The 24,955-nt window shown below is 49.4% G+C and carries 29 protein-coding genes, 8 tRNA genes, 4 rRNA genes and 1 pseudogene; 2 read left to right on the forward strand and 40 right to left on the reverse strand.

The window, feature by feature from the left end:
- From ABC395_RS23920 to ABC395_RS23985, 14 genes are all read right to left on the reverse strand, one after another.
- A tRNA-Gln gene (locus ABC395_RS23920) sits at positions 1 to 75 on the reverse strand.
- Between the two features lie 8 nt (positions 76 to 83).
- Positions 84 to 159, reverse strand: a tRNA-Thr gene (locus ABC395_RS23925).
- Between the two features lie 4 nt (positions 160 to 163).
- Positions 164 to 239 (reverse strand) — tRNA-Val (locus tag ABC395_RS23930).
- Positions 240 to 248: 9 nt separating this feature from the next.
- Positions 249 to 320 (reverse strand) — tRNA-Glu (locus ABC395_RS23935).
- A gap of 6 nt (positions 321 to 326) precedes the next feature.
- Positions 327 to 399: transfer RNA gene (locus ABC395_RS23940), tRNA-Thr, on the reverse strand.
- 1 nt (position 400) lies between these two features.
- Positions 401 to 476: transfer RNA gene (locus ABC395_RS23945), tRNA-Asn, on the reverse strand.
- A 5-nt stretch (positions 477 to 481) separates the two neighbouring features.
- Positions 482 to 598, reverse strand: a 5S ribosomal RNA gene (gene rrf, locus ABC395_RS23950).
- A gap of 174 nt (positions 599 to 772) precedes the next feature.
- A 23S ribosomal RNA gene (locus tag ABC395_RS23955) occupies positions 773 to 3,689 on the reverse strand.
- A gap of 198 nt (positions 3,690 to 3,887) precedes the next feature.
- A tRNA-Ala gene (locus tag ABC395_RS23960) sits at positions 3,888 to 3,963 on the reverse strand.
- 30 nt (positions 3,964 to 3,993) lie between these two features.
- Positions 3,994 to 4,070 (reverse strand) — tRNA-Ile (locus tag ABC395_RS23965).
- Between the two features lie 91 nt (positions 4,071 to 4,161).
- A 5S ribosomal RNA gene (gene rrf, locus ABC395_RS23970) occupies positions 4,162 to 4,278 on the reverse strand.
- A 146-nt stretch (positions 4,279 to 4,424) separates the two neighbouring features.
- Positions 4,425 to 5,978: ribosomal RNA gene (locus tag ABC395_RS23975) — 16S ribosomal RNA — on the reverse strand.
- The 16S, 23S and 5S rRNA genes sit together here with 8 tRNA genes alongside, the layout of an rRNA operon.
- 316 nt (positions 5,979 to 6,294) lie before the next feature.
- Complete coding sequence (locus ABC395_RS23980) at positions 6,295 to 6,525, reverse strand: hypothetical protein (RefSeq protein WP_009676794.1); 231 nt, start codon at positions 6,523 to 6,525, stop codon at positions 6,295 to 6,297.
- 151 nt (positions 6,526 to 6,676) lie between these two features.
- The gene (locus tag ABC395_RS23985; RefSeq protein ID WP_413006305.1) at positions 6,677 to 7,288 is read right to left on the reverse strand and encodes a stage II sporulation protein M; all 612 of its coding nucleotides are present in this window, start codon (positions 7,286 to 7,288) and stop codon (positions 6,677 to 6,679) included.
- A 100-nt stretch (positions 7,289 to 7,388) separates the two neighbouring features.
- Between ABC395_RS23985 and pdaB the strand changes: the two genes are divergently transcribed.
- Both pdaB and gerD read left to right on the forward strand, forming a co-directional pair.
- Positions 7,389 to 8,171, forward strand: a complete 783-nt coding sequence (gene pdaB / locus ABC395_RS23990) for a polysaccharide deacetylase family sporulation protein PdaB (protein ID WP_413006306.1) — start codon at positions 7,389 to 7,391, stop codon at positions 8,169 to 8,171.
- Positions 8,172 to 8,314: 143 nt separating this feature from the next.
- Positions 8,315 to 9,148, forward strand: a complete 834-nt coding sequence (gene gerD / locus ABC395_RS23995) for a spore germination lipoprotein GerD (RefSeq protein ID WP_413006307.1) — start codon at positions 8,315 to 8,317, stop codon at positions 9,146 to 9,148.
- Positions 9,149 to 9,170: 22 nt separating this feature from the next.
- On the opposite strand, the gene ABC395_RS24000 is transcribed toward gerD, so the two are convergent.
- The 26 genes and pseudogenes from ABC395_RS24000 to rplX all read right to left on the reverse strand — a co-directional run bounded on the left by ABC395_RS24000 (position 9,171) and on the right by rplX (position 24,887).
- Positions 9,171 to 10,280, reverse strand: coding sequence for an Mrp/NBP35 family ATP-binding protein (locus ABC395_RS24000; protein ID WP_413006308.1), 1,110 nt, complete (start codon positions 10,278 to 10,280; stop codon positions 9,171 to 9,173).
- 51 nt (positions 10,281 to 10,331) lie between these two features.
- Entirely contained in the window at positions 10,332 to 11,090 is a 759-nt protein-coding gene (gene cwlD / locus ABC395_RS24005) for an N-acetylmuramoyl-L-alanine amidase CwlD (RefSeq protein WP_413006309.1), read from the reverse strand.
- 66 nt (positions 11,091 to 11,156) lie between these two features.
- Positions 11,157 to 12,339, reverse strand: a pseudogene (gene sat, locus ABC395_RS24010) (sulfate adenylyltransferase).
- Positions 12,340 to 12,382: 43 nt separating this feature from the next.
- Positions 12,383 to 13,075 (reverse strand): phosphoadenylyl-sulfate reductase, encoded by a 693-nt coding sequence (locus ABC395_RS24015; RefSeq protein ID WP_413006310.1) that lies wholly within the window; start codon positions 13,073 to 13,075, stop codon positions 12,383 to 12,385.
- Positions 13,076 to 13,346: 271 nt separating this feature from the next.
- Entirely contained in the window at positions 13,347 to 13,739 is a 393-nt protein-coding gene (rpsI, locus tag ABC395_RS24020; RefSeq protein WP_009676832.1) for a 30S ribosomal protein S9, read from the reverse strand.
- Between the two features lie 20 nt (positions 13,740 to 13,759).
- A complete protein-coding gene (rplM, locus tag ABC395_RS24025; RefSeq protein ID WP_042235549.1) occupies positions 13,760 to 14,197 on the reverse strand; it encodes a 50S ribosomal protein L13 in 438 nt (145 codons plus the stop codon).
- 174 nt (positions 14,198 to 14,371) lie between these two features.
- Positions 14,372 to 15,142 (reverse strand): tRNA pseudouridine(38-40) synthase TruA, encoded by a 771-nt coding sequence (gene truA, locus ABC395_RS24030; RefSeq protein WP_413006311.1) that lies wholly within the window; start codon positions 15,140 to 15,142, stop codon positions 14,372 to 14,374.
- Positions 15,143 to 15,265: 123 nt separating this feature from the next.
- Complete coding sequence (gene rplQ / locus ABC395_RS24035) at positions 15,266 to 15,628, reverse strand: 50S ribosomal protein L17 (protein WP_009676799.1); 363 nt, start codon at positions 15,626 to 15,628, stop codon at positions 15,266 to 15,268.
- A 24-nt stretch (positions 15,629 to 15,652) separates the two neighbouring features.
- Positions 15,653 to 16,597: a DNA-directed RNA polymerase subunit alpha gene (locus ABC395_RS24040; RefSeq protein WP_009676831.1), complete on the reverse strand. Its 945-nt coding sequence runs from the start codon at positions 16,595 to 16,597 to the stop codon at positions 15,653 to 15,655.
- A gap of 122 nt (positions 16,598 to 16,719) precedes the next feature.
- Positions 16,720 to 17,115 carry a 30S ribosomal protein S11 gene (rpsK, locus tag ABC395_RS24045; protein ID WP_016423660.1) on the reverse strand — a complete coding sequence of 132 codons (396 nt, stop codon included), beginning with the start codon at positions 17,113 to 17,115 and terminating at the stop codon, positions 16,720 to 16,722.
- Positions 17,116 to 17,136: 21 nt separating this feature from the next.
- Entirely contained in the window at positions 17,137 to 17,505 is a 369-nt protein-coding gene (gene rpsM / locus ABC395_RS24050; protein WP_016423661.1) for a 30S ribosomal protein S13, read from the reverse strand.
- Positions 17,506 to 17,525: 20 nt separating this feature from the next.
- Positions 17,526 to 17,639 carry a 50S ribosomal protein L36 gene (gene rpmJ / locus ABC395_RS24055; protein ID WP_003333770.1) on the reverse strand — a complete coding sequence of 38 codons (114 nt, stop codon included), beginning with the start codon at positions 17,637 to 17,639 and terminating at the stop codon, positions 17,526 to 17,528.
- Between the two features lie 88 nt (positions 17,640 to 17,727).
- On the reverse strand, positions 17,728 to 17,946 hold the full coding sequence (infA, locus tag ABC395_RS24060) for a translation initiation factor IF-1 (protein ID WP_009676800.1): 219 nt from the start codon (positions 17,944 to 17,946) through the stop codon (positions 17,728 to 17,730).
- Between the two features lie 3 nt (positions 17,947 to 17,949).
- Complete coding sequence (locus ABC395_RS24065; protein WP_413006798.1) at positions 17,950 to 18,261, reverse strand: KOW motif-containing protein; 312 nt, start codon at positions 18,259 to 18,261, stop codon at positions 17,950 to 17,952.
- 10 nt (positions 18,262 to 18,271) lie between these two features.
- Entirely contained in the window at positions 18,272 to 19,024 is a 753-nt protein-coding gene (gene map / locus ABC395_RS24070) for a type I methionyl aminopeptidase (protein WP_326053522.1), read from the reverse strand.
- Complete coding sequence (locus ABC395_RS24075; protein WP_413006312.1) at positions 19,021 to 19,674, reverse strand: adenylate kinase; 654 nt, start codon at positions 19,672 to 19,674, stop codon at positions 19,021 to 19,023. Before ABC395_RS24075 ends, map begins: the two co-directional genes overlap by 4 nt.
- An 85-nt stretch (positions 19,675 to 19,759) precedes the next feature.
- Positions 19,760 to 21,067 (reverse strand): preprotein translocase subunit SecY, encoded by a 1,308-nt coding sequence (gene secY / locus ABC395_RS24080; RefSeq protein WP_009676812.1) that lies wholly within the window; start codon positions 21,065 to 21,067, stop codon positions 19,760 to 19,762.
- Entirely contained in the window at positions 21,067 to 21,507 is a 441-nt protein-coding gene (rplO, locus tag ABC395_RS24085) for a 50S ribosomal protein L15 (RefSeq protein WP_009676816.1), read from the reverse strand. The genes secY and rplO overlap by 1 nt, the downstream gene beginning before the upstream one ends.
- Positions 21,508 to 21,538: 31 nt before the next feature.
- Entirely contained in the window at positions 21,539 to 21,724 is a 186-nt protein-coding gene (rpmD, locus tag ABC395_RS24090) for a 50S ribosomal protein L30 (RefSeq protein WP_009676811.1), read from the reverse strand.
- 11 nt (positions 21,725 to 21,735) lie between these two features.
- Complete coding sequence (gene rpsE / locus ABC395_RS24095) at positions 21,736 to 22,233, reverse strand: 30S ribosomal protein S5 (protein WP_009676829.1); 498 nt, start codon at positions 22,231 to 22,233, stop codon at positions 21,736 to 21,738.
- Between the two features lie 28 nt (positions 22,234 to 22,261).
- Positions 22,262 to 22,627 (reverse strand): 50S ribosomal protein L18, encoded by a 366-nt coding sequence (gene rplR, locus ABC395_RS24100; RefSeq protein ID WP_413006313.1) that lies wholly within the window; start codon positions 22,625 to 22,627, stop codon positions 22,262 to 22,264.
- 52 nt (positions 22,628 to 22,679) lie between these two features.
- Positions 22,680 to 23,222 (reverse strand): 50S ribosomal protein L6, encoded by a 543-nt coding sequence (gene rplF / locus ABC395_RS24105; protein WP_009676801.1) that lies wholly within the window; start codon positions 23,220 to 23,222, stop codon positions 22,680 to 22,682.
- Positions 23,223 to 23,251: 29 nt separating this feature from the next.
- Positions 23,252 to 23,650 (reverse strand): 30S ribosomal protein S8, encoded by a 399-nt coding sequence (gene rpsH, locus ABC395_RS24110; protein WP_413006314.1) that lies wholly within the window; start codon positions 23,648 to 23,650, stop codon positions 23,252 to 23,254.
- 32 nt (positions 23,651 to 23,682) lie between these two features.
- Positions 23,683 to 23,868: a type Z 30S ribosomal protein S14 gene (locus ABC395_RS24115; RefSeq protein ID WP_040953112.1), complete on the reverse strand. Its 186-nt coding sequence runs from the start codon at positions 23,866 to 23,868 to the stop codon at positions 23,683 to 23,685.
- Positions 23,869 to 23,961: 93 nt separating this feature from the next.
- The gene (gene rplE / locus ABC395_RS24120) at positions 23,962 to 24,504 is read right to left on the reverse strand and encodes a 50S ribosomal protein L5 (RefSeq protein ID WP_009676826.1); all 543 of its coding nucleotides are present in this window, start codon (positions 24,502 to 24,504) and stop codon (positions 23,962 to 23,964) included.
- A gap of 29 nt (positions 24,505 to 24,533) precedes the next feature.
- Positions 24,534 to 24,887, reverse strand: a complete 354-nt coding sequence (gene rplX / locus ABC395_RS24125) for a 50S ribosomal protein L24 (protein ID WP_009676802.1) — start codon at positions 24,885 to 24,887, stop codon at positions 24,534 to 24,536.
- Between the last annotated feature and the right edge of the window lie 68 nt (positions 24,888 to 24,955).

A 24,955-nucleotide genomic window follows, 5' to 3' on the forward strand; every position in this document is an offset into this window, starting at 1 on the left:
TGGCTGGGGGTATAGGATTTGAACCTATGCATGACGGAGTCAAAGTCCGTTGCCTTACCGCTTGGCTAACCCCCAATAAAACGTGGTGCCGTCGAGAGGACTTGAACCCCCAACCTACTGATTACAAGTCAGTTGCTCTACCAATTGAGCTACAACGGCATGGTGGTGGACGCTGACGGGATCGAACCGCCGACCCTCTGCTTGTAAGGCAGATGCTCTCCCAGCTGAGCTAAGCGTCCGCCCAGTAATGACCCGTAGGGGATTCGAACCCCTGTTACCTCCGTGAAAGGGAGGTGTCTTAACCCCTTGACCAACGGGCCCTAATAAGCTTCCAACCGGATTCGAACCGGTGACCTCTTCCTTACCATGGAAGCACTCTACCTACTGAGCTATGGAAGCGTGGCTCCCCGAACAGGACTCGAACCTGTGACAACTCGATTAACAGTCGAGTGCTCTACCAACTGAGCTATCAGGGAATATCGCTTGGCAACGTCCTACTCTCCCAGGACCCTTCGGTCCAAGTACCATCGGCGCTGGAAGGCTTAACGGTCGTGTTCGGGATGGGTACGCGTGGTTCCCTTCCGCCATCGTCACCAAACAGGTGTCTATGCAGACACATCAGGGTTGCTCCCTGAAAACTAGCAGCGAAACGTGCAGTCGATCCATCCAAAGATCTTGTGGTGCATACGCTGGGTATGCTTCTGATGCCGTGAACATTCTCATGAACACGTAGCATATGCTTTCGAAGTAACCTGTACTCCGCACATGTTTGGTGGTCAAGCCCTCGACCGATTAGTATTGGTCAGCTCCACACATTGCTGTGCTTCCACCTCCAACCTATCTACCTCGTCGTCTTCAAGGGGTCTTACATACTGGGAAATCTCATCTTGAGGGGGGCTTCACGCTTAGATGCTTTCAGCGCTTATCCCTTCCGTACATAGCTACCCAGCGATGCCTCTGGCGAGACAACTGGTACACCAGCGGTACGTCCATCCCGGTCCTCTCGTACTAAGGACAGCTCCTCTCAAATTTCCTGCGCCCGCGACAGATAGGGACCGAACTGTCTCACGACGTTCTGAACCCAGCTCGCGTACCGCTTTAATGGGCGAACAGCCCAACCCTTGGGACCTACTTCAGCCCCAGGATGCGATGAGCCGACATCGAGGTGCCAAACCTCCCCGTCGATGTGGACTCTTGGGGGAGATAAGCCTGTTATCCCCAGGGTAGCTTTTATCCGTTGAGCGATGGCCCTTCCATGCGGTACCACCGGATCACTAAGCCCGACTTTCGTCCCTGCTCGACCTGTATGTCTCGCAGTCAAGCTCCCTTATGCCTTTGCACTCTTCGAATGATTTCCAACCATTCTGAGGGAACCTTGGGGCGCCTCCGTTACTCTTTAGGAGGCGACCGCCCCAGTCAAACTGCCCACCTGACACGGTCCCTCTACCGGATTACGGTAGTAGGTTAGAACTCCGATACGATCAGGGTGGTATCCCAACGGCGCCTCCACCCAAGCTGGCGCTCAGGCTTCAAAGGCTCCCACCTATCCTGTACAGATCGTACCAAAGTCCAATATCAAGCTGCAGTAAAGCTCCATGGGGTCTTTCCGTCTTGTCGCGGGTAACCTGCATCTTCACAGGTATTAAAATTTCACCGGATCTCTCGTTGAGACAGCGCCCAAGTCGTTACGCCATTCGTGCGGGTCAGAATTTACCTGACAAGGAATTTCGCTACCTTAGGACCGTTATAGTTACGGCCGCCGTTTACTGGGGCTTCGGTTCACAGCTTCGGGTTACCCCTAACCGCTCCCCTTAACCTTCCAGCACCGGGCAGGCGTCAGCCCATATACTTCGCCTTGCGGCTTCGCATAGACCTGTGTTTTTGCTAAACAGTCGCTTGGGCCTTTTCACTGCGGCCCCCTCGTGCTATTCACACTACCGGGGCACCCCTTCTCCCGAAGTTACGGGGTCATTTTGCCGAGTTCCTTAACGAGAGTTCTTCCGCGCGCCTTAGAATTCTCTTCTCGCCCACCTGTGTCGGTTTGCGGTACGGGCACCTTCGCCTGGCTAGAAGCTTTTCTCGGCAGTGTGAGATCAAGACCTTCGCTACTGTAATTTTCGCTCCCCATCACAGCCCAGCCTTATGATGTGCGGATTTGCCTACACATCAGCCTCACTGCTTGGACGGACATCCATCAGTCCGCGTCCCTACCCTGCTGCGTCACTCCATTGCTCGTAACGGCTTACGGTGGTACAGGAATTTCAACCTGTTGTCCTTCGACTACGCCTTTCGGCCTCGCCTTAGGTCCCGACTTACCCTGAGCGGACGAACCTTCCTCAGGAACCCTTAGGCTTTCGGCGGATCAGATTCTCACTGATCTTTTCGTTACTCATACCGGCATTCTCACTTCTGTACAGTCCAGCAGTCCTCACGATCTACCTTCACTCCGTACAGAACGCTCCCCTACCCATGCACACAAGGTGCAAGTCATAGCTTCGGTGGTGTGTTTAGCCCCGTTACATTTTCGGCGCAGAGTCACTCGACCAGTGAGCTATTACGCACTCTTTAAATGGTGGCTGCTTCTAAGCCAACATCCTGGTTGTCTGTGCAACTCCACATCCTTTCCCACTTAACACACACTTGGGGACCTTAGCTGATGATCTGGGCTGTTTCCCTCTTGACAATGGATCTTAGCACTCACTGTCTGACTCCCGGGGTAATGTCTGTGGCATTCAGAGTTTGACTGGACTTGGTAACCCTTGGCGGGCCCCGCACCCAATCAGTGCTTTACCTCCACGACACATCCCCCGAGGCTAGCCCTAAAGCTATTTCGGGGAGAACCAGCTATCTCCGAGTTCGATTGGAATTTCTCCGCTACCCCCACCTCATCCCCGAATTTTTCAACATTCGTGGGTTCGGGCCTCCAGTGCGTGTTACCGCACCTTCACCCTGGACAGGGGTAGATCACACGGTTTCGGGTCTACGCCTGCATACTATAGTCGCCCTATTCAGACTCGCTTTCGCTGCGGCTCCGCCTTTTCAGCTTAACCTCGCATGCAAACGTAACTCGCCGGTTCATTCTACAAAAGGCACGCCATCACCCGTTAACGGGCTCTGACTTCTTGTAGGCACACGGTTTCAGGTTCTTTTTCACTCCCCTCCCGGGGTGCTTTTCACCTTTCCCTCACGGTACTGCTTCACTATCGGTCGCTAGGGAGTATTTAGCCTTGGCAGATGGTCCTGCCGGATTCCGACGGGGTTTCACGTGTCCCGCCGTACTCAGGATCCGTCTAGGCATACGTTCACTTTCGGCTACAGGGCTGTTACCTTTTGCAGCGGACCTTTCCAGATCACTTCACCTAATGAACTTTTGCCATGTTGACGTCCTACAACCCCAAGGAGCAAGCTCCTTGGTTTGGGCTAATCCGCGTTCGCTCGCCGCTACTGACGGAATCACTATTGTTTTCTTTTCCTCCAGGTACTTAGATGTTTCAGTTCCCTGGGTGTGCCTCCAATGCAGCTATGTATTCACTGCATGGTAACTGCGCATTACCACAGCTGGGTTCCCCCATTCGGACATCCCCGGATCAAAGCCTGCTTACGGCTCCCCGAGGCATTTCGTCGTTCGCCACGTCCTTCTTCGGCTCCTAGCGCCTAGGCATCCTCCGTGTGCCCTTATTAGCTTGACCTCTCATCAATACAATATTGATGAACACATCAAACCATCAAGGTTTTGGATGATTCTAGTTACATGTTTCGCTATCTAGTTTTCAAGGATCAACTTGCTTCGTTACCGCTCAAAGCGGCAAGAAGTATCTTACCATATCATGCATCTTCAGATCAACCCGTAATTTACTGGAAATTATGAGGATGTTGAAGACGGTTTTTGGTGGAGCCAAGCGGGATCGAACCGCTGACCTCCTGCTTGCAAGGCAGGCGCTCTCCCAGCTGAGCTATGGCCCCAAAAGAGTTCCTTATATGGTTGTCAGGAAATGGTGGGCCCTAGTGGACTCGAACCACCGACCTCACCCTTATCAGGGGTGCGCTCTAACCAGCTGAGCTAAGGGCCCGTATGTCGTGAGTGCTTACTCACTTTGGTCTTGCGTGCCAGCAAGCAACTGCCTGCTCTTTTCGCAAAATAAAAACCCACAAAGTGGGTTCGCTTGGCAACGTCCTACTCTCCCAGGACCCTTCGGTCCAAGTACCATCGGCGCTGGAAGGCTTAACGGTCGTGTTCGGGATGGGTACGCGTGGTTCCCTTCCGCCATCGTCACCAAACGAATTGCGTGGTCTCCGGAGTCGCCAAACTCCAGAAGGTTTGTAGCTTGAAAGGTTCTTGCCCTTTCAAAACTGACAACGAGTGATTGAAGGTTGAAGGCACTGCCTTCTTGACTGGGTCCGTTGCAGGACCCGAGTCTCCATAGAAAGGAGGTGATCCAGCCGCACCTTCCGATACGGCTACCTTGTTACGACTTCACCCCAATCATCTACCCCACCTTCGGCGGCTGGCCCCTTGCGGTTACCTCACCGACTTCGGGTGTTGTAAACTCTCGTGGTGTGACGGGCGGTGTGTACAAGACCCGGGAACGTATTCACCGCGGCATGCTGATCCGCGATTACTAGCAATTCCGACTTCATGCAGGCGAGTTGCAGCCTGCAATCCGAACTGAGACCGGCTTTTCTAGGATTGGCTCCAGATCGCTCCTTCGCTTCCCGTTGTACCGGCCATTGTAGTACGTGTGTAGCCCAGGTCATAAGGGGCATGATGATTTGACGTCATCCCCGCCTTCCTCCGGTTTGTCACCGGCAGTCAACTTAGAGTGCCCAGCTCTACCTGCTGGCAACTAAGTTCAAGGGTTGCGCTCGTTGCGGGACTTAACCCAACATCTCACGACACGAGCTGACGACAACCATGCACCACCTGTCACCTCTGTCCCGAAGGAAAGGCTTATCTCTAAGCCGGTCAGAGGGATGTCAAGACCTGGTAAGGTTCTTCGCGTTGCTTCGAATTAAACCACATACTCCACTGCTTGTGCGGGTCCCCGTCAATTCCTTTGAGTTTCACTCTTGCGAGCGTACTCCCCAGGCGGCATGCTTACTGTGTTAACTTCGGCACCAAGGGTATCGAAACCCCTAACACCTAGCATGCATCGTTTACGGCGTGGACTACCAGGGTATCTAATCCTGTTTGCTCCCCACGCTTTCGCGCCTCAGCGTCAGTTACAGGCCAGAAAGTCGCCTTCGCCACTGGTGTTCCTCCACATCTCTACGCATTTCACCGCTACACGTGGAATTCCACTTTCCTCTCCTGCACTCCAGTCTCCCAGTTTCCGGTGCGAACCGAGGTTGAGCCTCGGGATTAAACACCAGACTTAAAAAACCGCCTGCGCGCGCTTTACGCCCAATAATTCCGGACAACGCTTGCCCCCTACGTATTACCGCGGCTGCTGGCACGTAGTTAGCCGGGGCTTTCTTCTCAGGTACCGTCACCCAAAGAGCAGTTACTCTCCTTGGCGTTCTTCCCTGGCAACAGAGCTTTACGATCCGAAAACCTTCATCACTCACGCGGCGTTGCTCCGTCAGACTTTCGTCCATTGCGGAAGATTCCCTACTGCTGCCTCCCGTAGGAGTCTGGGCCGTGTCTCAGTCCCAGTGTGGCCGTTCACCCTCTCAGGTCGGCTACGCATCGTCGCCTTGGTGAGCCGTTACCTCACCAACTAGCTAATGCGCCGCAGGCCCATCCGTAAGCCACAGATTGCTCCGTGTTTCACAGTCTCTCCATGCGGAGAAACCGGTTATCCGGTCTTAGCTACCGTTTCCGGTAGTTATCCCGATCTTACAGGCAGGTTGCCTACGTGTTACTCACCCGTCCGCCGCTAACCATCGGAGAAGCAAGCTTCTCTTCAAGTCCGCTCGACTTGCATGTATTAGGCACGCCGCCAGCGTTCGTCCTGAGCCAGGATCAAACTCTCCGATAAAGTTGTGCCGGCCGTAAGGCCAGCGGTTTATCTCAAGCTGATTAAGCTCAAACATTCGTTGCTGACGAGAATTTCTTCTCATTTAATGTCTCATTACTGAGACGCTTCAATCACTCGTTGTTCAGTTTTCAAAGGACAATTTCTATCATTTATCGCTTCGTCGTAACCCGCTAAGTTTCAGCGGCGACTTAATTAATATATCACAGATCGACTATTCATTGCAAGCTTTTTTTAAAATTCTTTTTTTGCTTGGCTTGTTAAATGAAAAACTTGTCGAATCAGCGAAATTCAATTTACCATGAAAGCTTGCCTTCAGTCAAGACTTTTTTTGATGCTGGACACGGTTCCTTGCGTATTTGGATATTTCCCTAGGCGAAGCAAGCCTTGCATACATCCTGAAGATGACCTTATAGCGGGACTCTATAGCTTTCTTAATCTCTTCGTCCATTCTCTTATCGTTAAGATCGAAGAGCATTTCGTCTAATTCTTTTCTTAGTACATAGTCCAGTTCTCTGCATTCCCTGTCATTAAAAAGAAATCCAAGCATCAACTTATTCTAGCTCCCCTCAAAATCGACTCTGCATACACAACAGCGGGAAGGCCCCTACACCTAATGAACGCAGGTAACCGTTCCGCTTTACTGTTATGCTCATGTTTGGTCATTTTTATGACGGAGCTTAAGAAAATTTTTACAATTGTTATCCTTTTAAAAGCCAAAGAGTCACTGTGCTTTCCACGACTGCCGCCAGAAGCAGCGTTCCTACGACAAGTAAAATTAAAGGGCGTGTCAACCTCATAACACGCTTGAACTCGGCGGCGGCGTTCCCGCTTCTTTTGGAAGTGAAAAGTCCCCCGATCATTTTGATAACAAGAATACCGAGTCGGAGGCCATAAGCGCAGGCCACGATAATAGCCGGTATCTCCAGGATTCCATGCGGCAGGATTCCTTTCAGAACATAAGCGAGGCTTTGCGCCTCCATCTGATATTGGATGACATAACCCAGCAGCATCCCGTTTACCAGGAGAACCATTAAGGGAAGAATACCGAAAAACAGACCGAGGTATACAAACATCAATGACTTAATAGCATTATTCAGAAAAATAACGATAAACAACCAGAGGCTAAGGTTTTCCTTGCCTTTAACCAGTCCCGAAATTTTCTCCAGGCCCTGCATCTGCTGATCCAAGAAAGCCTGAAAGCGGTCGGGGTACATCATCCCCATTACTAACCCGGCTGCAAAAACCAAAACGGAAGCAATCAGATAGTGTTTCATTTCACCGAAATGCTTAAACAGCTCTCTCCACTTCAATTTCCCGTTCTCCTTTCTCTTTAACGCATAACTCGATGGTACGAGCATACATTTTACTAAGCCGGAATACAAGTCCAAGGAGAAGGAGGCTGGAGCAAGCGTGAGCCATTTTTACGTCTTTAACGGCAAGAAAATAAAACAAGCCGTCTTTATCGGTGTCGCCGTAGTTTTCGCCGCAGGTATCGTTTATTCGGAACGGGGGAATATGGCGGTTTTTTCAAGCGGGGGTCCTGCGGCTATCTACAATGTAAAAACGGAAAAGAAACAGATCGCTTTGACGTTCGACATCTCATGGGGTGAAACTCGTACGGCTCCGATACTGGATGTACTGGAACAAAAGGGTGTTAAAAACGCAACATTCTTTCTTTCCTCGCCCTGGAGCAAAAGCCATCCCGATATCGTAAACCGGATCGTTAAGAACGGCTATGAAATCGGAAGTCACGGCCATAAGCACGTGAACTACAGCAGTCTGGGTGACGAGGAGATCCGTAAACAAATCCAGACAGCAGATGGTGTCCTTAAGGAGCTTACCGGTAAAAGTCCTAATTTGATCCGTATGCCCAACGGCGATTTCGACAAAAGGGTGCTCGGTATCGCGGACCAGTTAGGGTATAAGGTTATTCAGTGGGATACGGACTCTCTGGATTGGAAAAATCCCGGAGTGGAGACCATCATCAGCCGCGTTGTAAGCAAAGCGCATCCCGGCGATATCGTTCTGCTCCATGCCAGCGATTCATCCAAACAGACCCATGAGGCTCTTCCTGCCATTATCGACCAGCTCAAGAGCAAGGGATATGAATTCGTGACGGTTTCGGAACTAATGAAACAGGCGCAGACCGAGAATAAAGCCGTTGAAGAACAGTCGTTTAAACAGGTTTACTAATTCCCGTAATCGTACATACATGTCTTGAAGAGGGCAAATCCGCCCAAATTTCTCAGTAATCAACCATGGCACCCGTTTATGAAAAGGCTCCCCCCCACGCATACTAACGGTACTAATTCAGGGGAAGGGAGCTTGTGTGCACAATGAATCGGAAAACGGTGCGTTATGTTCCTGCCTTATTTGCGGTTTTTCTCTTAGCTTCCTGCAGCTCCGACAATTCTTCACAGGGATCTTCATCATCCCAAGGAAATTATAAAGAAACCAAATCCATGGTGCTTGACATTCTAAAGTCAGACGAAGGCCGTGCGGCGATCGATAAAGCTTCCCGCTCCAGTTTATCCTCGGCAGGTTCGGGCAATTCTTCGGTCAGCATGTTGACCGAAGGTCAGAAATTGCAGATGCAAACTGCGGTCAAAGATGTGCTGACAAGTACGGAAAGCAGCAAATTCGTAAGGGATATGATGAAAGATCCGCGTTTCGCCGGTGATTTCGCCAAAGTAGTGAGTACGCAGGATAAGCAGCTCCATAAGGATTTAATGAAAGATCCGGAGTATCAGAAACAGCTCCTGCAAATCATGAAAAACCCCGAATACCAGCAGCTTATGATGGAACTGACCCGAACTACCCAATACCGCCAACAGATGATGAATGTTATACAGGAGTCTTTCCAGAGCCCCTTATTCCAGGCTCAAATGCTCACCATCATGAGAAAAGTCATGGAGGAGGGCATTATCCCCAAAGAAGCCGGAGGTCAAGGGCAAGGCGGTCAAGGTGGCGGCCAGGGTGGGCAAGGTGGCAAAGGCGGCCAAGGCGGGGGTGAACAAGGCGGTCAGGGTTCCGGGGGCGAAGGCGGCGGCCAAGGAGAACAAAAAAACAAACAAGATCAGGGTCAGGAAGGCGATCAAGGAGAGCAAGGTCAGGATGAAAAGGAATCCCCGAACAAAAAGGGCAAAAAAGATCAAGATTCCGAATATTAACAAAAGGACTGATGCGTACGCATCAGTCCTTTCGGGTTTGTTGAACGACACTCCGTGCCAGGTCCAAATATAGTTGTCCGGTAGTGGACTCTTCTTTATAAACCGACGGGGAATAATCGGGTTCGGAAATATGGTTGTCCGGTGCGCCCAATGGAATTTGGGCAAGCAGTTGGGTATGCAGCTGTTCCGCCAGCATGCCCCCTCCACCGCGGCCGAAGACGTAATCCTTCTCACCGCATTTGGAACACTCGTAGTAGGCCATGTTCTCCACCACACCGATAATGTCATGTTTCGTATGCACGGCCATAGCGCCCGCTCTCGCTGCCACAAATGCAGCCGTAGCGTGCGGAGTCGTGACAAGGATCTCTTTGCTTTGCGGCAGCAGCTGATGAATATCCAGCGCGATGTCGCCCGTTCCTGGAGGCAGATCAAGCAGCAGATAGTCCAGTTCTCCCCAATCCACTTCGTGGAAGAAGTTATGGAGCATCTTGCCCAGCATAGGGCCACGCCAAATCACCGGGGAGTTATCCTCTACAAAGAACCCCATGGAGATAACTTTAACGCCGAATTTTTCTACGGGGAGGATCCGGTTATTGACGAGCTGAGGCTGTTCCTCTATGCCCATCATGTCCGGAATACTGAAACCGTAGATGTCGGCGTCCATAATCCCCACTCTTTTGCCGAGACGCGCCAACGCGACAGCAAGGTTCGCCGTAACGGTAGACTTCCCAACGCCGCCCTTACCGCTTGCAACGGCGATAAAATTGACGGGAGAATCCGGATTCAGCAAAGGAGCCGCTCCTTCCCCCGTCCCGGCGTCTGCACCGGCAGTTTCACCGCTTTCCGCCGAGGATACACCCTCAAGAGCGGGGAGCTGGTTTTTCTCATAATCCGTTATTTCCCGAAAACGAATATGAACCCCTTCGGCTCCAATTTGGGACAAAGCGGATTCAATGCGTTCTTTTATACTTGCTTTGTAGCTTTCATCCGTAACGGACAAAACACACGTAAGAGAAACACGGTTCTCTTTAATGACCACGTCTTTAACGAAGTTCAGTTCTACGATAGAAGCTCCGTAAGTCGGATCGGTTATAGGCTGAAGCGATTGCCGGATAAGCTCTTTGGTCACCATTTGTTCCACCTCGGTAGGCTTATTTCTGTTCAGATCATTATACCATACCGATTAGGACGAACGCACTTTCTCCCCGGAGAAATAACGCAAAATCGCTTGATAGACGGACGCGGCGACTTTCTTCTGGTACTTGTCGTCGGCCAGCAGTCTCGATTCTTCCGGATTGGACAAGAACCCGACTTCAACGAGTGCACTCGGCATTTTCAACGTTTTCAGCAAATAAACGCCTTTGTCCGCCTTTTTGGCGACCCGCTCCGTATTCTCCAAATTCTTTTTAAGTTCATTCTGAATGAGGGTGGACAAAGTCGCGTTGTCAGGATGATTCGGGTAGTAGAACGTTTGTGCGCCTCTCCACTTATCGGACGGAATACTATTGAGATGAATACTTATGAACAAGTCGGCTTTCTTGCTGTTTATGAATTCGGCGCGGCTTAGCAGATCTTCTGTCTTCCGCCGGCTGAGTCCCTTCGTTCCCTCTTGGGCCAAATCCGTATCCGTTTCCCTGGTCATCACCACAATAGCGCCCGCCTGCTGCAAATAATCACGCAGATATAGAGTGATCGCGAGATTGATATCCTTCTCGATAACGCCGGATTGGCTGACCGCCCCTCCGTCAGGTCCTCCGTGCCCGGCATCCAGAGCAACCGTTTTCCCTGAAAGGGGCATCGACCATTCGCTCCATGTGCGGGTCGAGGGCAGCTCGTAGGTGTACATAAAGGCCATCAGCATTACCAGCAGGGCCGCCATGATGATCTTAATGCCGCTGTCCCAGGTCAGCCATACGACAAACCTTTTTCTTGGTCTCCGCATGAAAAAATCCACCTCTGTTCCCCATAGACTCCATTCATCTATATGGGACAGGGTGGACAAATATACCTACTGTGCGGACGTGCCTACAGGCTCTGACATGCCGTCTATGAGCACTTTGGCCACTTCCGGACGTGTGAACTCCTGAGGCGGACACTGGCCGTCACGCAGCAAGGCGCGTACTTTCGTGCCCGACAGATGCAGGTGGTCAGCTTTATCGTGCGGGCATGTTTTGCTCGATGCCATATTCCCGCACTTTGTGCAATAAAAACTATGTTCGAAGAAAAGCGGTGTAATGCCGATCTCTTCCGGTGTAAAGTTACTGAAGATTTCCTGTGCTTCATAAGTGCCGTAGTAATCGCCTACACCCGCGTGGTCCCTGCCCACGATAAAATGGGTACAGCCGTAATTTTTGCGGACTAAAGCATGGAAAATCGCTTCCCGCGGACCCGCATAGCGCATGGCGGCCGGAAAAACCCCCAGAAAAGCACGGTCCGATGGATAATAATTTTCAAGGAGAACCAGATAGCTTTTCATCCGGACATCGGCGGAAATATCATCGGACTTGGTTTCGCCGACCAACGGATTTAAGAACAAGGCGTCAACGATTTCCATAGCCGACTTTTGAATATATTCATGAGCCCGGTGGACCGGGTTACGGGTTTGGAACCCTACGATAGTCCGCCAGTTCTTTTCGGCAAAAATTCGGCGGGTCTCGGCCGGATCGTAGTAAAAGTCTTCGAACTTAGCCGGCTTCGGTCTATTTAAGACCTGCACAGGGCCCCCGATGTAGGTAGATGGTCTGGATAATAGCTTCTGAACGCCGGGATGCTCCTTATCATCCGTTTTGAAGACTTTACGGGCCTCATGCAGTCTGATCGGCTTTATAGATGCTGGTGACGTCAATAAGACCGTATACGACGCCGTCCTCTTCCCCTACCAAAACGGCTCGTGTACCGACTGTAAGTCCCTCGGCAGCCGACTCTTCAACCGCCAGGGTCACGGGTATGCTCCAGACGGTACCATCCGCCAGACGCATGCGGTCGACAACCGATAGGTAATCCTTCTCATCCAGAAAGCCGGTGAGCGGTGAGAAAGCCCCTACCCCAATAAGATCAAGATCGGAAATGGCCCAATTGTTTATGCGAATTTGAGGCAGATCGTCCGCGGCCGCAAGTAGTTGATCGCGTTCACTACCCATAACCAGGCGGTTAATCAGTGTTCCGCCGTGAGGCGCAATTGATGATTGCATGGATGTCTCTCCTTTAGTCCTTCTGATAATGTCGGTTTCCCGTTTACTTATGGAGTCCGCATTCCGTTTTGTCATTCCCTGCCCAGCGTCCCGCACGCGGATCTTCACCCGGAGCTACCGCTTTTGTACAATGGCTGCAGCCGATACTCGGGTAGTTCTGATCGTGAAGAGCGTTATAAATAATGCCATTGGAACGAATATACTCCCATACATCGTCCGAAGTCCAGCCGGCAAGCGGATTAAACTTAACGAGACCGAATTTTACATCGTATTCAACCTTCTTGGCGTTTGCCCGGGTCGGAGCTTGGTCCCGGCGAATTCCCGTAATCCATGCATCGTAATTTTTCAAAATATCCGTCAAAGGATCGACTTTACGGATGTTGCAGCATTCGTTCGGCGCGGACAACCACAGTTCGGCACCATATTGAGCCGTTTGCTCTTCCAAAGTGAGCTTAGGTTGTACTTGAATAAAAGACTTTTGATAATGATCCTGCAGGCGGTCCCTTGTAACGTAGGTCTCCTGAAAATGTACATTCGTGTCTAGATAGAAAATGTCTGTTTCCGGGCTTACTTTATGCAGCATATCCACCAGAACCACGTCTTCCGCACCAAAGCTGCAAGCGAGCGTTATGCTTGGAAATGTGTTCACCGCCCAACGAATAAGCTCTTCGGGTGACTGGTTCTCGAATTCATCGGCCGCTTTGTTTATTAATGCTTCCTTTTCGAACAAATTCATATTTGTACCCTCCCGTTTTAATTCCGAGTATCCTAATGTGTTTTGTTATTTTATTTCATTATAAAACACAACTTATCGTTGTCAATAGCCTAGAGACGATCTTTATATCATATTGAACAAAAGATCGATATGTTCGTTCGTTATATCGGATATTTAGATAAAGATAACGTCCGTAACTAGCAATCATTTGTTCGTAACGGTCAAAAGGACACAAAAAAACCCTTCCGGTACATTTCTGTACCCGGAAGGGTTTGCTTTGTATAAACCGATCTTAACGTTTCGAGAACTGAGGTGCACGACGAGCTGCTTTCAAGCCGTACTTCTTACGTTCTTTCATACGTGGATCACGAGTCAGGAATCCAGCGCGTTTCAAAGATCCGCGGAATTCAGGATCTGCTTTAAGAAGTGCGCGGGAGATGCCATGGCGGATTGCGCCGGCTTGTCCGCTCATTCCGCCGCCGTTAGCCAGTACGAGTACATCGTACTTGCCGATTGTTTCAGTCAGCGTCAGAGGTTGTTTCACGATTAGTTTCAGCGTTTCCAGGCCGAAGTATTCGTTAAGGTCACGCTTGTTGATGATAATGCGTCCTTCGCCCGGTACTAGACGTACACGTGCTACCGAATGCTTACGACGACCGGTTCCGTAGTATTGAACTTGTGCCACAAGTCAGTCCTCCCTTTCTATTAACCCCGAAGTTCCCAAACTTCTGGTTGTTGTGCTTGGTGTGGATGTTCCGCCCCTGCATATACTTTCAGCTTCAGCTTCATGCTGTTGCCAAGACGAGTCTTAGGAAGCATGCCGTGAATAGCAAGTTCCAGTACACGCTCAGGCTTCTTGTTCAGCATATCTTGAGCTGTCGTAACTTTCAGACCACCTGGGTGCATCGAGTGACGGTAGTATTTCTTGTCTTGCAGTTTGTTGCCGGTCAGATGAATCTTCTCGGCATTGATGATGATTACGAAATCTCCGGAATCCACGTGCGGTGTGAATTGCGGTTTGTGTTTGCCGCGGATAATGCTTGCAGCTTCACTAGCCAGACGTCCGAGCGTCTTGCCGGTAGCATCAATGATGTACCATTTGCGTTCAACTTCATTGGGCTTAGCCATATATGTGGTACGCATGCTCTGATCCTCCTAAAAATATATCTCCGAACTTTATTAACAAACATAGTCATAGGTTAAAATACGTCTTGAATCTTTGAGTGTTTTTGAAGTCGGGGCCGTGGGGTAGCCCTTCAAGAAACACCATCACATATTTTACAGCATAGTCCAGGGAATAGCAAGAATTAAATTACATTATTCCGCGTATTCTACATTCCACAGCATCAGCCCGTGGGCTTCGGCCGTCGGGCCCGCAAGCGCCCGGTTACGTCCCCTCAAAATCGCAGCCATTTCTTCGGCTGGGCGTTTGCCTTCCCCGATTTGTATCAATGTTCCCACGAGAATCCGGACCATGTTATAGAGAAAACCGCTCCCGGTAAAGTAAAAACGAAGCTGTCCGGGCTGGTCGGGCTCTATAGACATTTGATCCGGTTCTTCAACGATCCAAGCGTCATAAATCGTACGAATACGCGATTCGGCTACGGTTTTGACCGAACAGAACGAGGAGAAGTCGTGCGTGCCTAAGATCGCCGCTAGAGCGTCTCTCATGGCATCCACATCCAAAGGGTTGGGATGATGGAATTGGTATCGGCGTTGAAAAGTATCCGGTATCCGTGCGGTACGGATCGTGTAGGAATAGGTTTTTCGTTTTGCCGACTTGCGGGCATGAAAAGATAGGGGCACCTCATCCGCACGAAGCGCAACGATATCTTTCGGAAGCCTGGAATTAAGAGCAAGGCACCAGCGTTCTGCGGGGATCTGGGAGGCTGTAGTGAAGTTGATCACCTGAGCGCGGGCGTGAACGCCAGCGTCCGTCCGCCCTGATGAGGTGATCTTCACCGTCTCCCCGGACAGCATCCGAATGGCTCGTTCCAGATAATCCTGGACCGTATTGCCATGTGGCTGCGTCTGAAAACCCGAGTACGAGGTGCCGTCATAACTTACCGTTATTCTTATATTTCTCACGAAACCATACCCTCCGTATATCGAACGGGACAGGTGATCGGGAGGTGAGTACAATCCGATCAGATTGCAAAAAAAGGGCTTCAGCAGAATCCAAAGATTCTGTCCACCCTTTCCCACCCTTCGTTACGCCCGGTCTACCAGTTCCAGATATACCATAGGAGCAGCATCTCCACGACGAGGTCCCAGTTTCAGGATACGAGTGTATCCACCTGGACGCTCAGCATAGCGAGTTGCCAGCTCGGAGAACAACTTCTGGATTGCATCCTGGTCTCCTGCGGTTTCACGACGAACAAATGCAGCTACTTGACGACGAGCATGCAGATCTCCGCGTTTCGCTAATGTGATGAGCTTCTCGGCGATAGAGCGAACTTCTTTCGCTTTCGCTTCAGTTGTTTGAATGCGCTCGTTAATGAAAAGGTCCGTTACGAGGTCGCGGAACAATGCTTTCCGCGCACTGGAGTCACGGCCTAACTTTTGATATGCCATGTCTTAACCCTCCTTCTGAGGTGATTATTCTTCCGTACGCAGGCCAAGACCCAGCTCTTCGAGCTTCTCTTGAACTTCTTCAAGAGATTTACGGCCAAGGTTACGCACTTTCATCATATCTTCTTCGGTTTTGGTGATCAGCTCTTGCACGGTATTGATACCGGCACGCTTTAGGCAGTTGTAAGAACGAACGGAAAGATCCAGTTCCTCGATCGTCATCTCGAGAACTTTCTCTTTCTTATCTTCTTCTTTCTCTACCATGATCTCCGCATCTTTAGCTTCATCGGTTAATCCAACAAAGAGCATTAGGTGTTCCGTCAGAATCTTCGCACCAAGACTTACTGCTTCCTCAGGGCGAATACTTCCGTCCGACCACACTTCGAGGGTTAGTTTGTCGTAGTTCGTCACTTGGCCGACACGAGTGTTCTCTACCGTGTAGTTTACACGCGTGATCGGAGTGTAGATCGAGTCAACCGGAATGACACCGATAAGCTGCTCATCCCGTTTGTTCTTATCAGCCGGTACATAACCGCGGCCTCTGTTCGCATGAATTCTCATGTGAAGACGAGAGTCAGACGATAGAGTCGCGATATGAAGATCCGGGTTCAAGATCTCCACATCACTATCTCCGCGAATATCAGCAGCTGTGATTCTACCTTCTCCTTCGGCGTCGATCTCCAATACTTTTTCTTCGTCTGAATGGATTTTCAAAGAAAGACCTTTCAGATTCAGAATAATCTCCGTAACGTCCTCCATAACTCCCGGAATAGTCGAGAATTCATGAAGAACTCCGTCGATTTGTACAGAGCTAACCGCAGCACCCGGTAGTGAAGACAGTAAGATACGACGTAGTGAGTTACCTAATGTGGTCCCGTATCCGCGTTCCAGCGGTTCTACGACGAATTTGCCGTAAGCTCCGTCTTCGCTTAAAGATACGGTCTCTATTTTTGGCTTTTCGATTTCGATCATGAAATTAACCCTCCTTCAAAACGTCGTTACCCTGGAACATTTCCATAAACGATGTAGTATGCCTATCCTTCAACATCATTATTCACATGTTTAGAATATTTATACCACATGCCGACTTGAAATTACACGCGACGACGTTTTGGAGGACGGCAACCGTTATGCGGAATTGGTGTTACGTCCTTAATCAGGTTGACTTCGAGACCAGCAGCCTGCAAAGAACGAATTGCTGCTTCACGGCCGGCACCAGGGCCTTTAACCATGACTTCAACAACTTTCAGACCATGTTCCATAGCTGCTCTAGCTGCAGATTCGGCAGCCATTTGCGCAGCAAACGGAGTGCTTTTACGGGATCCTTTGAAGCCCAGGTTACCGGCACTTGCCCAGGAAAGCGCGTTTCCATGAGGATCCGTGATCGTTACGATTGTATTGTTGAATGTGGAACGGATGTGTGCCACACCGGATTCAATATTTTTACGGTCACGACGTTTCGTACGGACGACTTTTTTAGGTTTAGCCATTGTTCACTCTAACCCCCTTTATTATTTCTTCTTGTTAGCTACAGTCCGACGAGGACCTTTACGTGTACGAGCATTGGTTTTCGTGCGTTGACCACGAACAGGCAGGCCGCGACGATGACGGATACCACGGTAGCATCCGATTTCAACCAGACGTTTGATGTTCAGAGCGATTTCGCGACGAAGGTCGCCTTCCACTTTGATCGTTTTGTCGATAACTTCACGAATTTTGCTTACTTCTTCTTCCGTAAGATCGCGAACACGAGTGGATGCGTCAACGCCAGTTTGGCTCAGAACTTTCTGAGAAGTCGTTTTACCGATACCAAAAATGTACGTCAATGCGATTTCTACGCGCTTGTCACGCGGTAAGTCTACACCAGCAATACGTGCCATTGTTGAACGTGCACCTCCTTTTAACCTTGTTTTTGTTTATGTTTCGGGTTTTCACAAATTACCATAACGTTGCCTTTGCGACGAATGACTTTGCATTTTTCGCAGATCGGCTTGACCGACGGTCTTACCTTCATGTTTATTACCTCCTGAGAGTTTGCCACCGCAAACTTGCTTCGTAAGGGTTGGCCGCTATGTCGGCTAAGACTGCGGCGTTGCAGCTATTTATTTGAATCGATAGGTTATACGACCTCTCGTCAAGTCATATGGGGATAATTCTACAGTAACCTTGTCGCCAGGTAAAATCCGAATGAAGTGCATTCTGATTTTTCCGGAAACATGGGCCAAAATTTTATGTCCGTTCTCAAGCTCTACCTTAAACATCGCGTTCGGAAGAGGTTCGATTACTGTACCTTCCACTTCAATTACATCTTCTTTAGCCACTGATTATTCTCCTTTCTCATCTGCCTCAGATTGTAGACTGTCGATAAACTTCTTCACCGCATGTCTTAACTTGGCATTCGTAACACGGCTGCTTTCCGTTAAACTTCTGGAAACTTCTCCGCTGATCTTGTGCTGAAGCTGAAGATGCTGAACATTCTTCTTCTTCGGCTGGTCGAATCTGCGTTTATCACCATCGGCAATCCAGACGAATCTGTCATCCTCCGTTCGGATGATAACCGCATATTGACCTTGATCTTTGCCTCGGAGAATTTTTACGATTTGACCGGGCTGCGGCAGCTGTTCCTGATCTACCAATTCGGTCACCCTAAGCCTTCAGCTGGGTTAATATTTCATAACCGTCTACCGTAATGGCAATGGTATGTTCGAAATGTGCACATAAGGAATTATCTACGGTAACAACGGTCCAATCATCCTCGAGTGTCTTTACGAATCGCTGTCCGACGTTCACCATAGGCTCGATTGCAAGTACCATACCCGGTTTAAGCCGGGGGCCTTTATCCCGAATCCCATAGTTGGGAATCTGCGGATCTTCGTGAAGCTCCGTGCCGATCCCGTGACCGACATATTCACGAACAACCGAGAAACCCGCGTCTTCAATCACTTGCTGTATAGCGTGTGAGATCGTATACAGCCGGGCGTCCGGTTTGGCTTCCGCCAATCCGGCAAACAGCGAACGTTCAGTTACTTCCAGAAGTTTCTTTGCGGTTTCAGAAATTTCACCGACGCCATAAGTCCAGGCCGAATCACCATGATATCCTTTATATTGTGCCCCGATATCAATGCTGATAACGTCGCCTTCGACTAATTTGCGGCTGCCGGGAATGCCGTGCACCAATTCTTCATTAACTGAAGTGCAGATGCTTCCAGAGAAACCGTTGTAGCCTTTGAAAGAGGGAACGGCACCTTGACTGCGAATGTATTCCTCAGCGATTTTATCCAGGTCCTTAGTCGTGATGCCGGGGCGAACCGATTCAGCCATCAACTTGTGGGTCTCGGCTACGATCCGACCTGCTTCGCGCATAAGTTCCAATTCTACTTCGGACTTACAAATGATCATTCAGAATGACCTCGCAGCAATGAACTGATTTGGGAAGTTACATCTTCGATGTCCTGCTCCCCGTCAACCTCGCGCAATACGTTACGTTTCTCGTAGTACTCAAGAAGCGGTGCTGTCTTCGACGTGTATTCGTCCAAGCGGGTACCGACTTTCTCTTCCGTATCATCGGATCTCTGATACAATTCGCCGGAGCATTTGTCGCATACGCCTTCCTGCTTCGGAGGATTGAAAATCACGTGATACGTGGCGCCGCAGGATTTGCAGATACGGCGACCGGTCAGTCTGGCCAGCAGGAAGCTGCGATCGACTTTCAAGTTAATGACGTGATCGATTCGCTTACCTAAAGATTGCAGGATTTCATCCAATGCTTCCGCTTGAGCAATCGTACGCGGAAAACCATCGAGGAGAAATCCTTTGTCGCAATCCGGCTGCTGCAGACGTTCACGAACAATACCGTTAGTGATTTCGTCTGGAACAAGTTTGCCTTGATCGACATAGGATTTAGCTTCTATGCCGAGCGGCGTCCCTTGACTCATTGCCAATCTAAAGGCATCGCCGGTTGAAATGTGAGGAATCTGAAATTCGCTGACAATTTTCTCCGCCTGAGTACCTTTACCCGCACCCGGAGGACCCATAAATAAAACGTTCACGTTTTCCCCTCCTTCGGCACTTAGTAGTACGAACAGCACAATAGGTGCCGATGCCGCAACAAAGTGCCTACATCAGAACCTATTGCTATTTGTTGATAAATCCTTTGTAATGACGTTTGATCAGTTGGCTTTCTACTGTTTTCAACGTCTCCAATGCCACACCCACAAGGATGAGAAGTGAAGTTCCGCCGATCCGAACCGAAGTTGGCAGACCTGCCAGAGCCCCGAAGATCATTGGGAGAATCGAGATGAAAGCCAGGAAGAAGGCGCCGGACAAAGTAATTCTCGACATTACTCTTGTCAGGTAGCTGGAAGTTGGTTTTCCGGGACGAACGCCTGGAATATAACCGCCGTTCTTCTTCATTTGATCGGCCATTTGCACCGGATTAATCTGTACAAACGTGTAGAAATAGGTGAAGCCGACAATCAGTAGTACATATAGAGCAAGCGCAATCGGCGCCGAATTGTTAATGCTTAGATTACGGATAATCCAATCCGCAAATGGATTCCCCGCCCAGAAACCTGCAATAATCGTCGGGAATTGAAGCAGTGATACGGCAAAGATGACCGGAATTACTCCTGCAGCATTCACTTTCATAGGAATGTGAGTGCTCTGTCCGCCGTACATTTTCCTCCCTACAACACGTTTAGCGTATTGTACGGGGATCTTCCGAACTCCCTGCTGAACGTAGATAACGCCAACGATAATGGCAACCACTACGATCAGAATGAGGACGATTTTCAAGATGTTCAGGAACAGGGCATCTCCTGCATTCGCAAACTGCGTCTGGTAAATCTGACTGATTCCTGTCGGAATAGCAGCTACGATTCCCGCGAAGATAATAATCGAAATCCCGTTTCCGATTCCTTTTTCAGTGATCTGCTCACCTAACCACATCAGGAACATCGTTCCTGCCGTCAAGACAATCGCTATCAGAGAGTAGGTAGCAAAGCTAGGATTGATCACAAGCCCTTGGAAGGAGTTGTTAAACATGATCGCATATCCGTAAGCTTGAATCACGCCAAGCACAACCGTTAAATAACGAGTAAGCTGGGCCGATTTCTTCCTCCCCACTTCTCCCTCTTTCGCCCACTGTGTAAGCCTTGGAACAACGTCCATGGACAGTAGTTGAACGATAATCGAAGCCGTAATGTACGGAAAGATCGACATCGAGAAGATGGAGAACTGGAAAAGCGCACCGCCGGAGAAAGTATTCAGCAGCCCGAACACGCTATTCTGGTTGGCCTGATCCTGCAGCTTCAAAAGCTCTGCATTGATATTGGGTACCGGAATGAAGGCGCCGATTCTGTAGATGATTAACACGAGAAGCGTGAAAATGATTCTCTTACGCAAATCCTCTACTTTAAAGATGTTGGACAGGGTCCGGAACATTAAATCACCTCGGATTGACCGCCGGCAGCCTGGATTTTATCTACCGCAGATTGGGAAAACTTGTTCGCCTTAACTGTAAGCTTTACAGTGAGTTCGCCGTTTCCAAGAATCTTAATTCCATCTTTAGGTGATTTTACAACACCCGTTTCCATCAGAAGCTCAGGAGTTACTTCCGTACCAGCTTCGAACTTGTTCAGGTCTTCCAGGTTAACGATAGCAAATTCCTTACGCGTCGGGTTCACGAAACCACGCTTAGGGAGACGACGGTAAAGTGGGTTTTGTCCACCTTCAAAGCCGGGACGAACACCACCGCCGGAACGGGCGTTCTGACCTTTGTGACCGCGTCCGGAAGTTTTTCCGAGTCCGCTACCTACACCGCGACCGAGACGTTTGCGAGTGTGGCGTGCGCCTTCTGCAGAGCTCAGCTCATGTAATTTCATAGTTGCACCTCCTCCAGATTGAATAGGTTACTTATGCTTGAATTTCTTTAACTTCGATAAGGTGGCTGACTTGATTAATCATACCACGGATTGCTTCATTGTCGCTTTGAACAACAGAATGGTTCAGCTTTCTCAGACCAAGAGCCTGAACTGTCTTCTTCTGTGTTTCCGGACGTCCGATCAGACTACGTTTTAGGGTAATTTGAAGTTTAGACATGTTTATCCTCCTTAACCCATCAACTCTTCAACGGTTTTGCCGCGAAGTTTGGCTACTTCTTCCGCTTTCTTCAGACGGGAAAGACCCTCTAAAGTAGCGTTCACCATGTTCATGGAGTTCGAAGAACCCAGGGATTTTGTTAAAATGTCGCCAACGCCAGCAAGTTCGAGTACTGCACGAACAGGGCCGCCAGCAATAACACCGGTACCTTCAGATGCTGGTTTCAACAGCACACGTCCAGCGCCGAAGTGACCAGTTACAAGGTGAGGAATCGTAGTTCCAACGATAGGAACATGGACGAGGTTCTTCTTAGCATCTTCGATTCCTTTGCGGATTGCATCAGGAACTTCGGAAGCTTTACCGATACCAGCGCCGACATAGCCGTTACCATCGCCTACTACGACAAGAGCGCTAAAGCTAAAGCGACGTCCGCCCTTTACAACTTTAGCAACGCGATTAATATGAACAACTTTTTCAGTCAGCTCTAAAGTGTTAGGATCTACACGCAAGTCGTTTACCTCCTTATGAAATGTTTTCTTAGAATTCTAGACCAGCTTCACGAGCTGCTTCGGCCAGAGCCTGAACACGTCCGTGATAGAGATATCCGCCGCGGTCAAATACTACTTGGCTTACGCCTTTTTCTTTCGCACGATTCGCAATCAGTTCGCCGACTTTACGAGCGGCTTCGACGTTACCGCCGTTGCCAACCTCTTTAAGCTCTTTGTCCTGAGTGGATGCCGATGCCACTGTTACTCCGTTCACATCGTCAATGATTTGCGCGTACATGTGCTTCTCAGAGCGGAAAATGTTCAAGCGAGGACGTGCTGTCGTCCCTTGAATTTTCTTACGAACACGCAGATGTCTTTTCAGACGTGCTTTATTCTTATCGCCTTTAGTAATCATGGGTTGCACTCCTTTCATCTGTATTCCGATGTCAGGCCGGCCTTAGGCCGCCTTACTTCTTCTTACCAGCTTTACCTTCTTTGCGGATAATACGCTCGCCTTCGTACTTAATACCTTTACCTTTGTACGGCTCAGGTTCACGAACGGCACGGATTTTGGCAGCAGTTGCGCCAACGAGTTCTTTATCGATCCCTTTAACAATCACTTTCGTGTTGCTAGGAACGTCGAATTCGATTCCGCCTTCAGGGTTGATTTCAACCGGGTGAGAGTAACCTACGTTCAGGACGAGTTTGTTTCCGGTTTTGTTAGCACGGTAACCTACGCCAACGAGTTCCAGATTCTTCTCGAAACCTTGCGTTACTCCTGTAACCATGTTGTTCAATACGCTGCGAGTCGTGCCGTGCAGGGAACGATGCAGTTTATGATCAGAAGGTCTTTCAACCGTAATGACATTGTCTTGTACGGATACCTTCATATCTTTGTGAAGTTCGCGGGAAAGGGTTCCTTTCGGTCCTTTTACCGTGATTGTCGTGTTCTCAAGCTTTACGTCAACGCCACTTGGAACAGTAATTGGTTTGCGACCAATACGAGACATGTTTGCACCTCCATTCAATCGAGTCTAAATTACCAAACGTAGCAGAGAACCTCTCCGCCGGATTTTGCTTGACGAGCTTCTTTGTCCGTCATCACGCCACCGGAAGTGGAGATGATAGCGATACCCAGACCGCCAAGTACCCGAGGGATCTCTTGGGATTTTGTGTATACGCGTAGACCAGGTTTGCTGATACGTTTCAAACCGGTGATTACGCGCTCGTTATTCGGACCGTATTTCAGGAACAAGCGGATGATGCCCTGCTTGTTATCTTCTACGAATTCAGCGTCACGGATGAAACCTTCATTTTTGAGGATTTCAGCAATCTCTTTCTTGATCTTGGAAGCCGGAATTTCTACCGTCTCGTGACGAACAATGTTTGCATTACGAATGCGTGTAAGCATATCTGCAATTGGATCAGACATAACCATGGATGTGAACCTCCTTCCCGAAAATAAGTGGATTACCAGCTTGCTTTACGCACACCTGGAATCTGGCCTTTATATGCTAGTTCACGGAAACAAATTCTGCAAATTTTAAATTTGCGGAGAACGGAATGCGGGCGGCCGCAACGTTCGCAGCGAGTGTACGCCTGCACTTTGAACTTAGGGGGACGTTGTTGCTTGATTTTCATCGAAGTTTTTGCCACTTAAATTACACCTCCTACAAGTTTTCGCCTGAAAACTCTCTCCGATCATTATCGGCAGGGGCTTCCTTCCGAAAGCTCCGTGATGATTTGTTCTTACTTCACAAACGGCATTCCGAGTTGGGTAAGCAGTTCACGAGCTTCTTCGTCCGTTTTCGCAGTTGTTACGATAACGATGTCCATACCACGAACTTTATCAATTTGATCGTATTCGATTTCTGGGAAGATCAATTGCTCTTTAAGACCCAGCGTGTAGTTACCGCGTCCGTCGAACGCTTTGGAGGAAACTCCACGGAAGTCACGTACACGCGGAAGCGATACGTTGAACAATTTGTCCAGGAATTGATACATGCGTTGGCCGCGCAGTGTTACTTTAACGCCGATCGGCATGTTCTCACGAAGTTTGAAACCCGCGATGGATTTCTTCGCACGAGTGATTACCGGTTTTTGCCCCGCAATTTTTTGCAGATCCTCTACGGCACTGTCGAGCACCTTGGAGTTCGATACAGCCTCACCAACCCCCATGTTGATGACTACTTTCTCGATCTTAGGAACTTGCATAACAGTGGTGTAGTTAAACTTCTGCATCAGAGCAGGAGTGATTTCATTCAAGAAACGATCTTTCATTCTTGCTGCCATTCTGGTGCCTCCTTTCCGCACTTAGTCGATTAATCGATAGCTTCGCCGGATTTTTTCGCAATACGTACTTTAGTTCCGTTTTCAAGGACCTTGTAACCTACACGAGTCGGTTTGCCGCTCTTAGGATCCACGAGCATTACGTTGGAAGCGTGAATTGCAGCTTCTTGAGTAATGATTCCGCCTTGAGGGTTCTGCTGGGAAGGTTTCGCATGTTTCTTGATCATGTTCACGCCTTCGACCAGAACACGATTTTCACGCGGGTAAGCTGCGAGAACGCGACCTTTCTTACCTTTGTCTTTGCCGGAGATAACAAAAACTGTGTCGTCTTTCTTTACATGCAGTTTATGGTTATGAGACTCAAGTCTCTTTTTCGTTCTTGGCATGTTGATTACACCTCCTAAGCTTTCGTATGAAAGCTAACTTCGTAAGAGCTGCCGGACTTTCCAGAAGA

This window comes from Paenibacillus canaveralius (assembly GCF_047238265.1).
In the GTDB taxonomy this organism is placed as follows: Bacteria; Bacillota; Bacilli; order Paenibacillales; family NBRC-103111; genus Paenibacillus_F.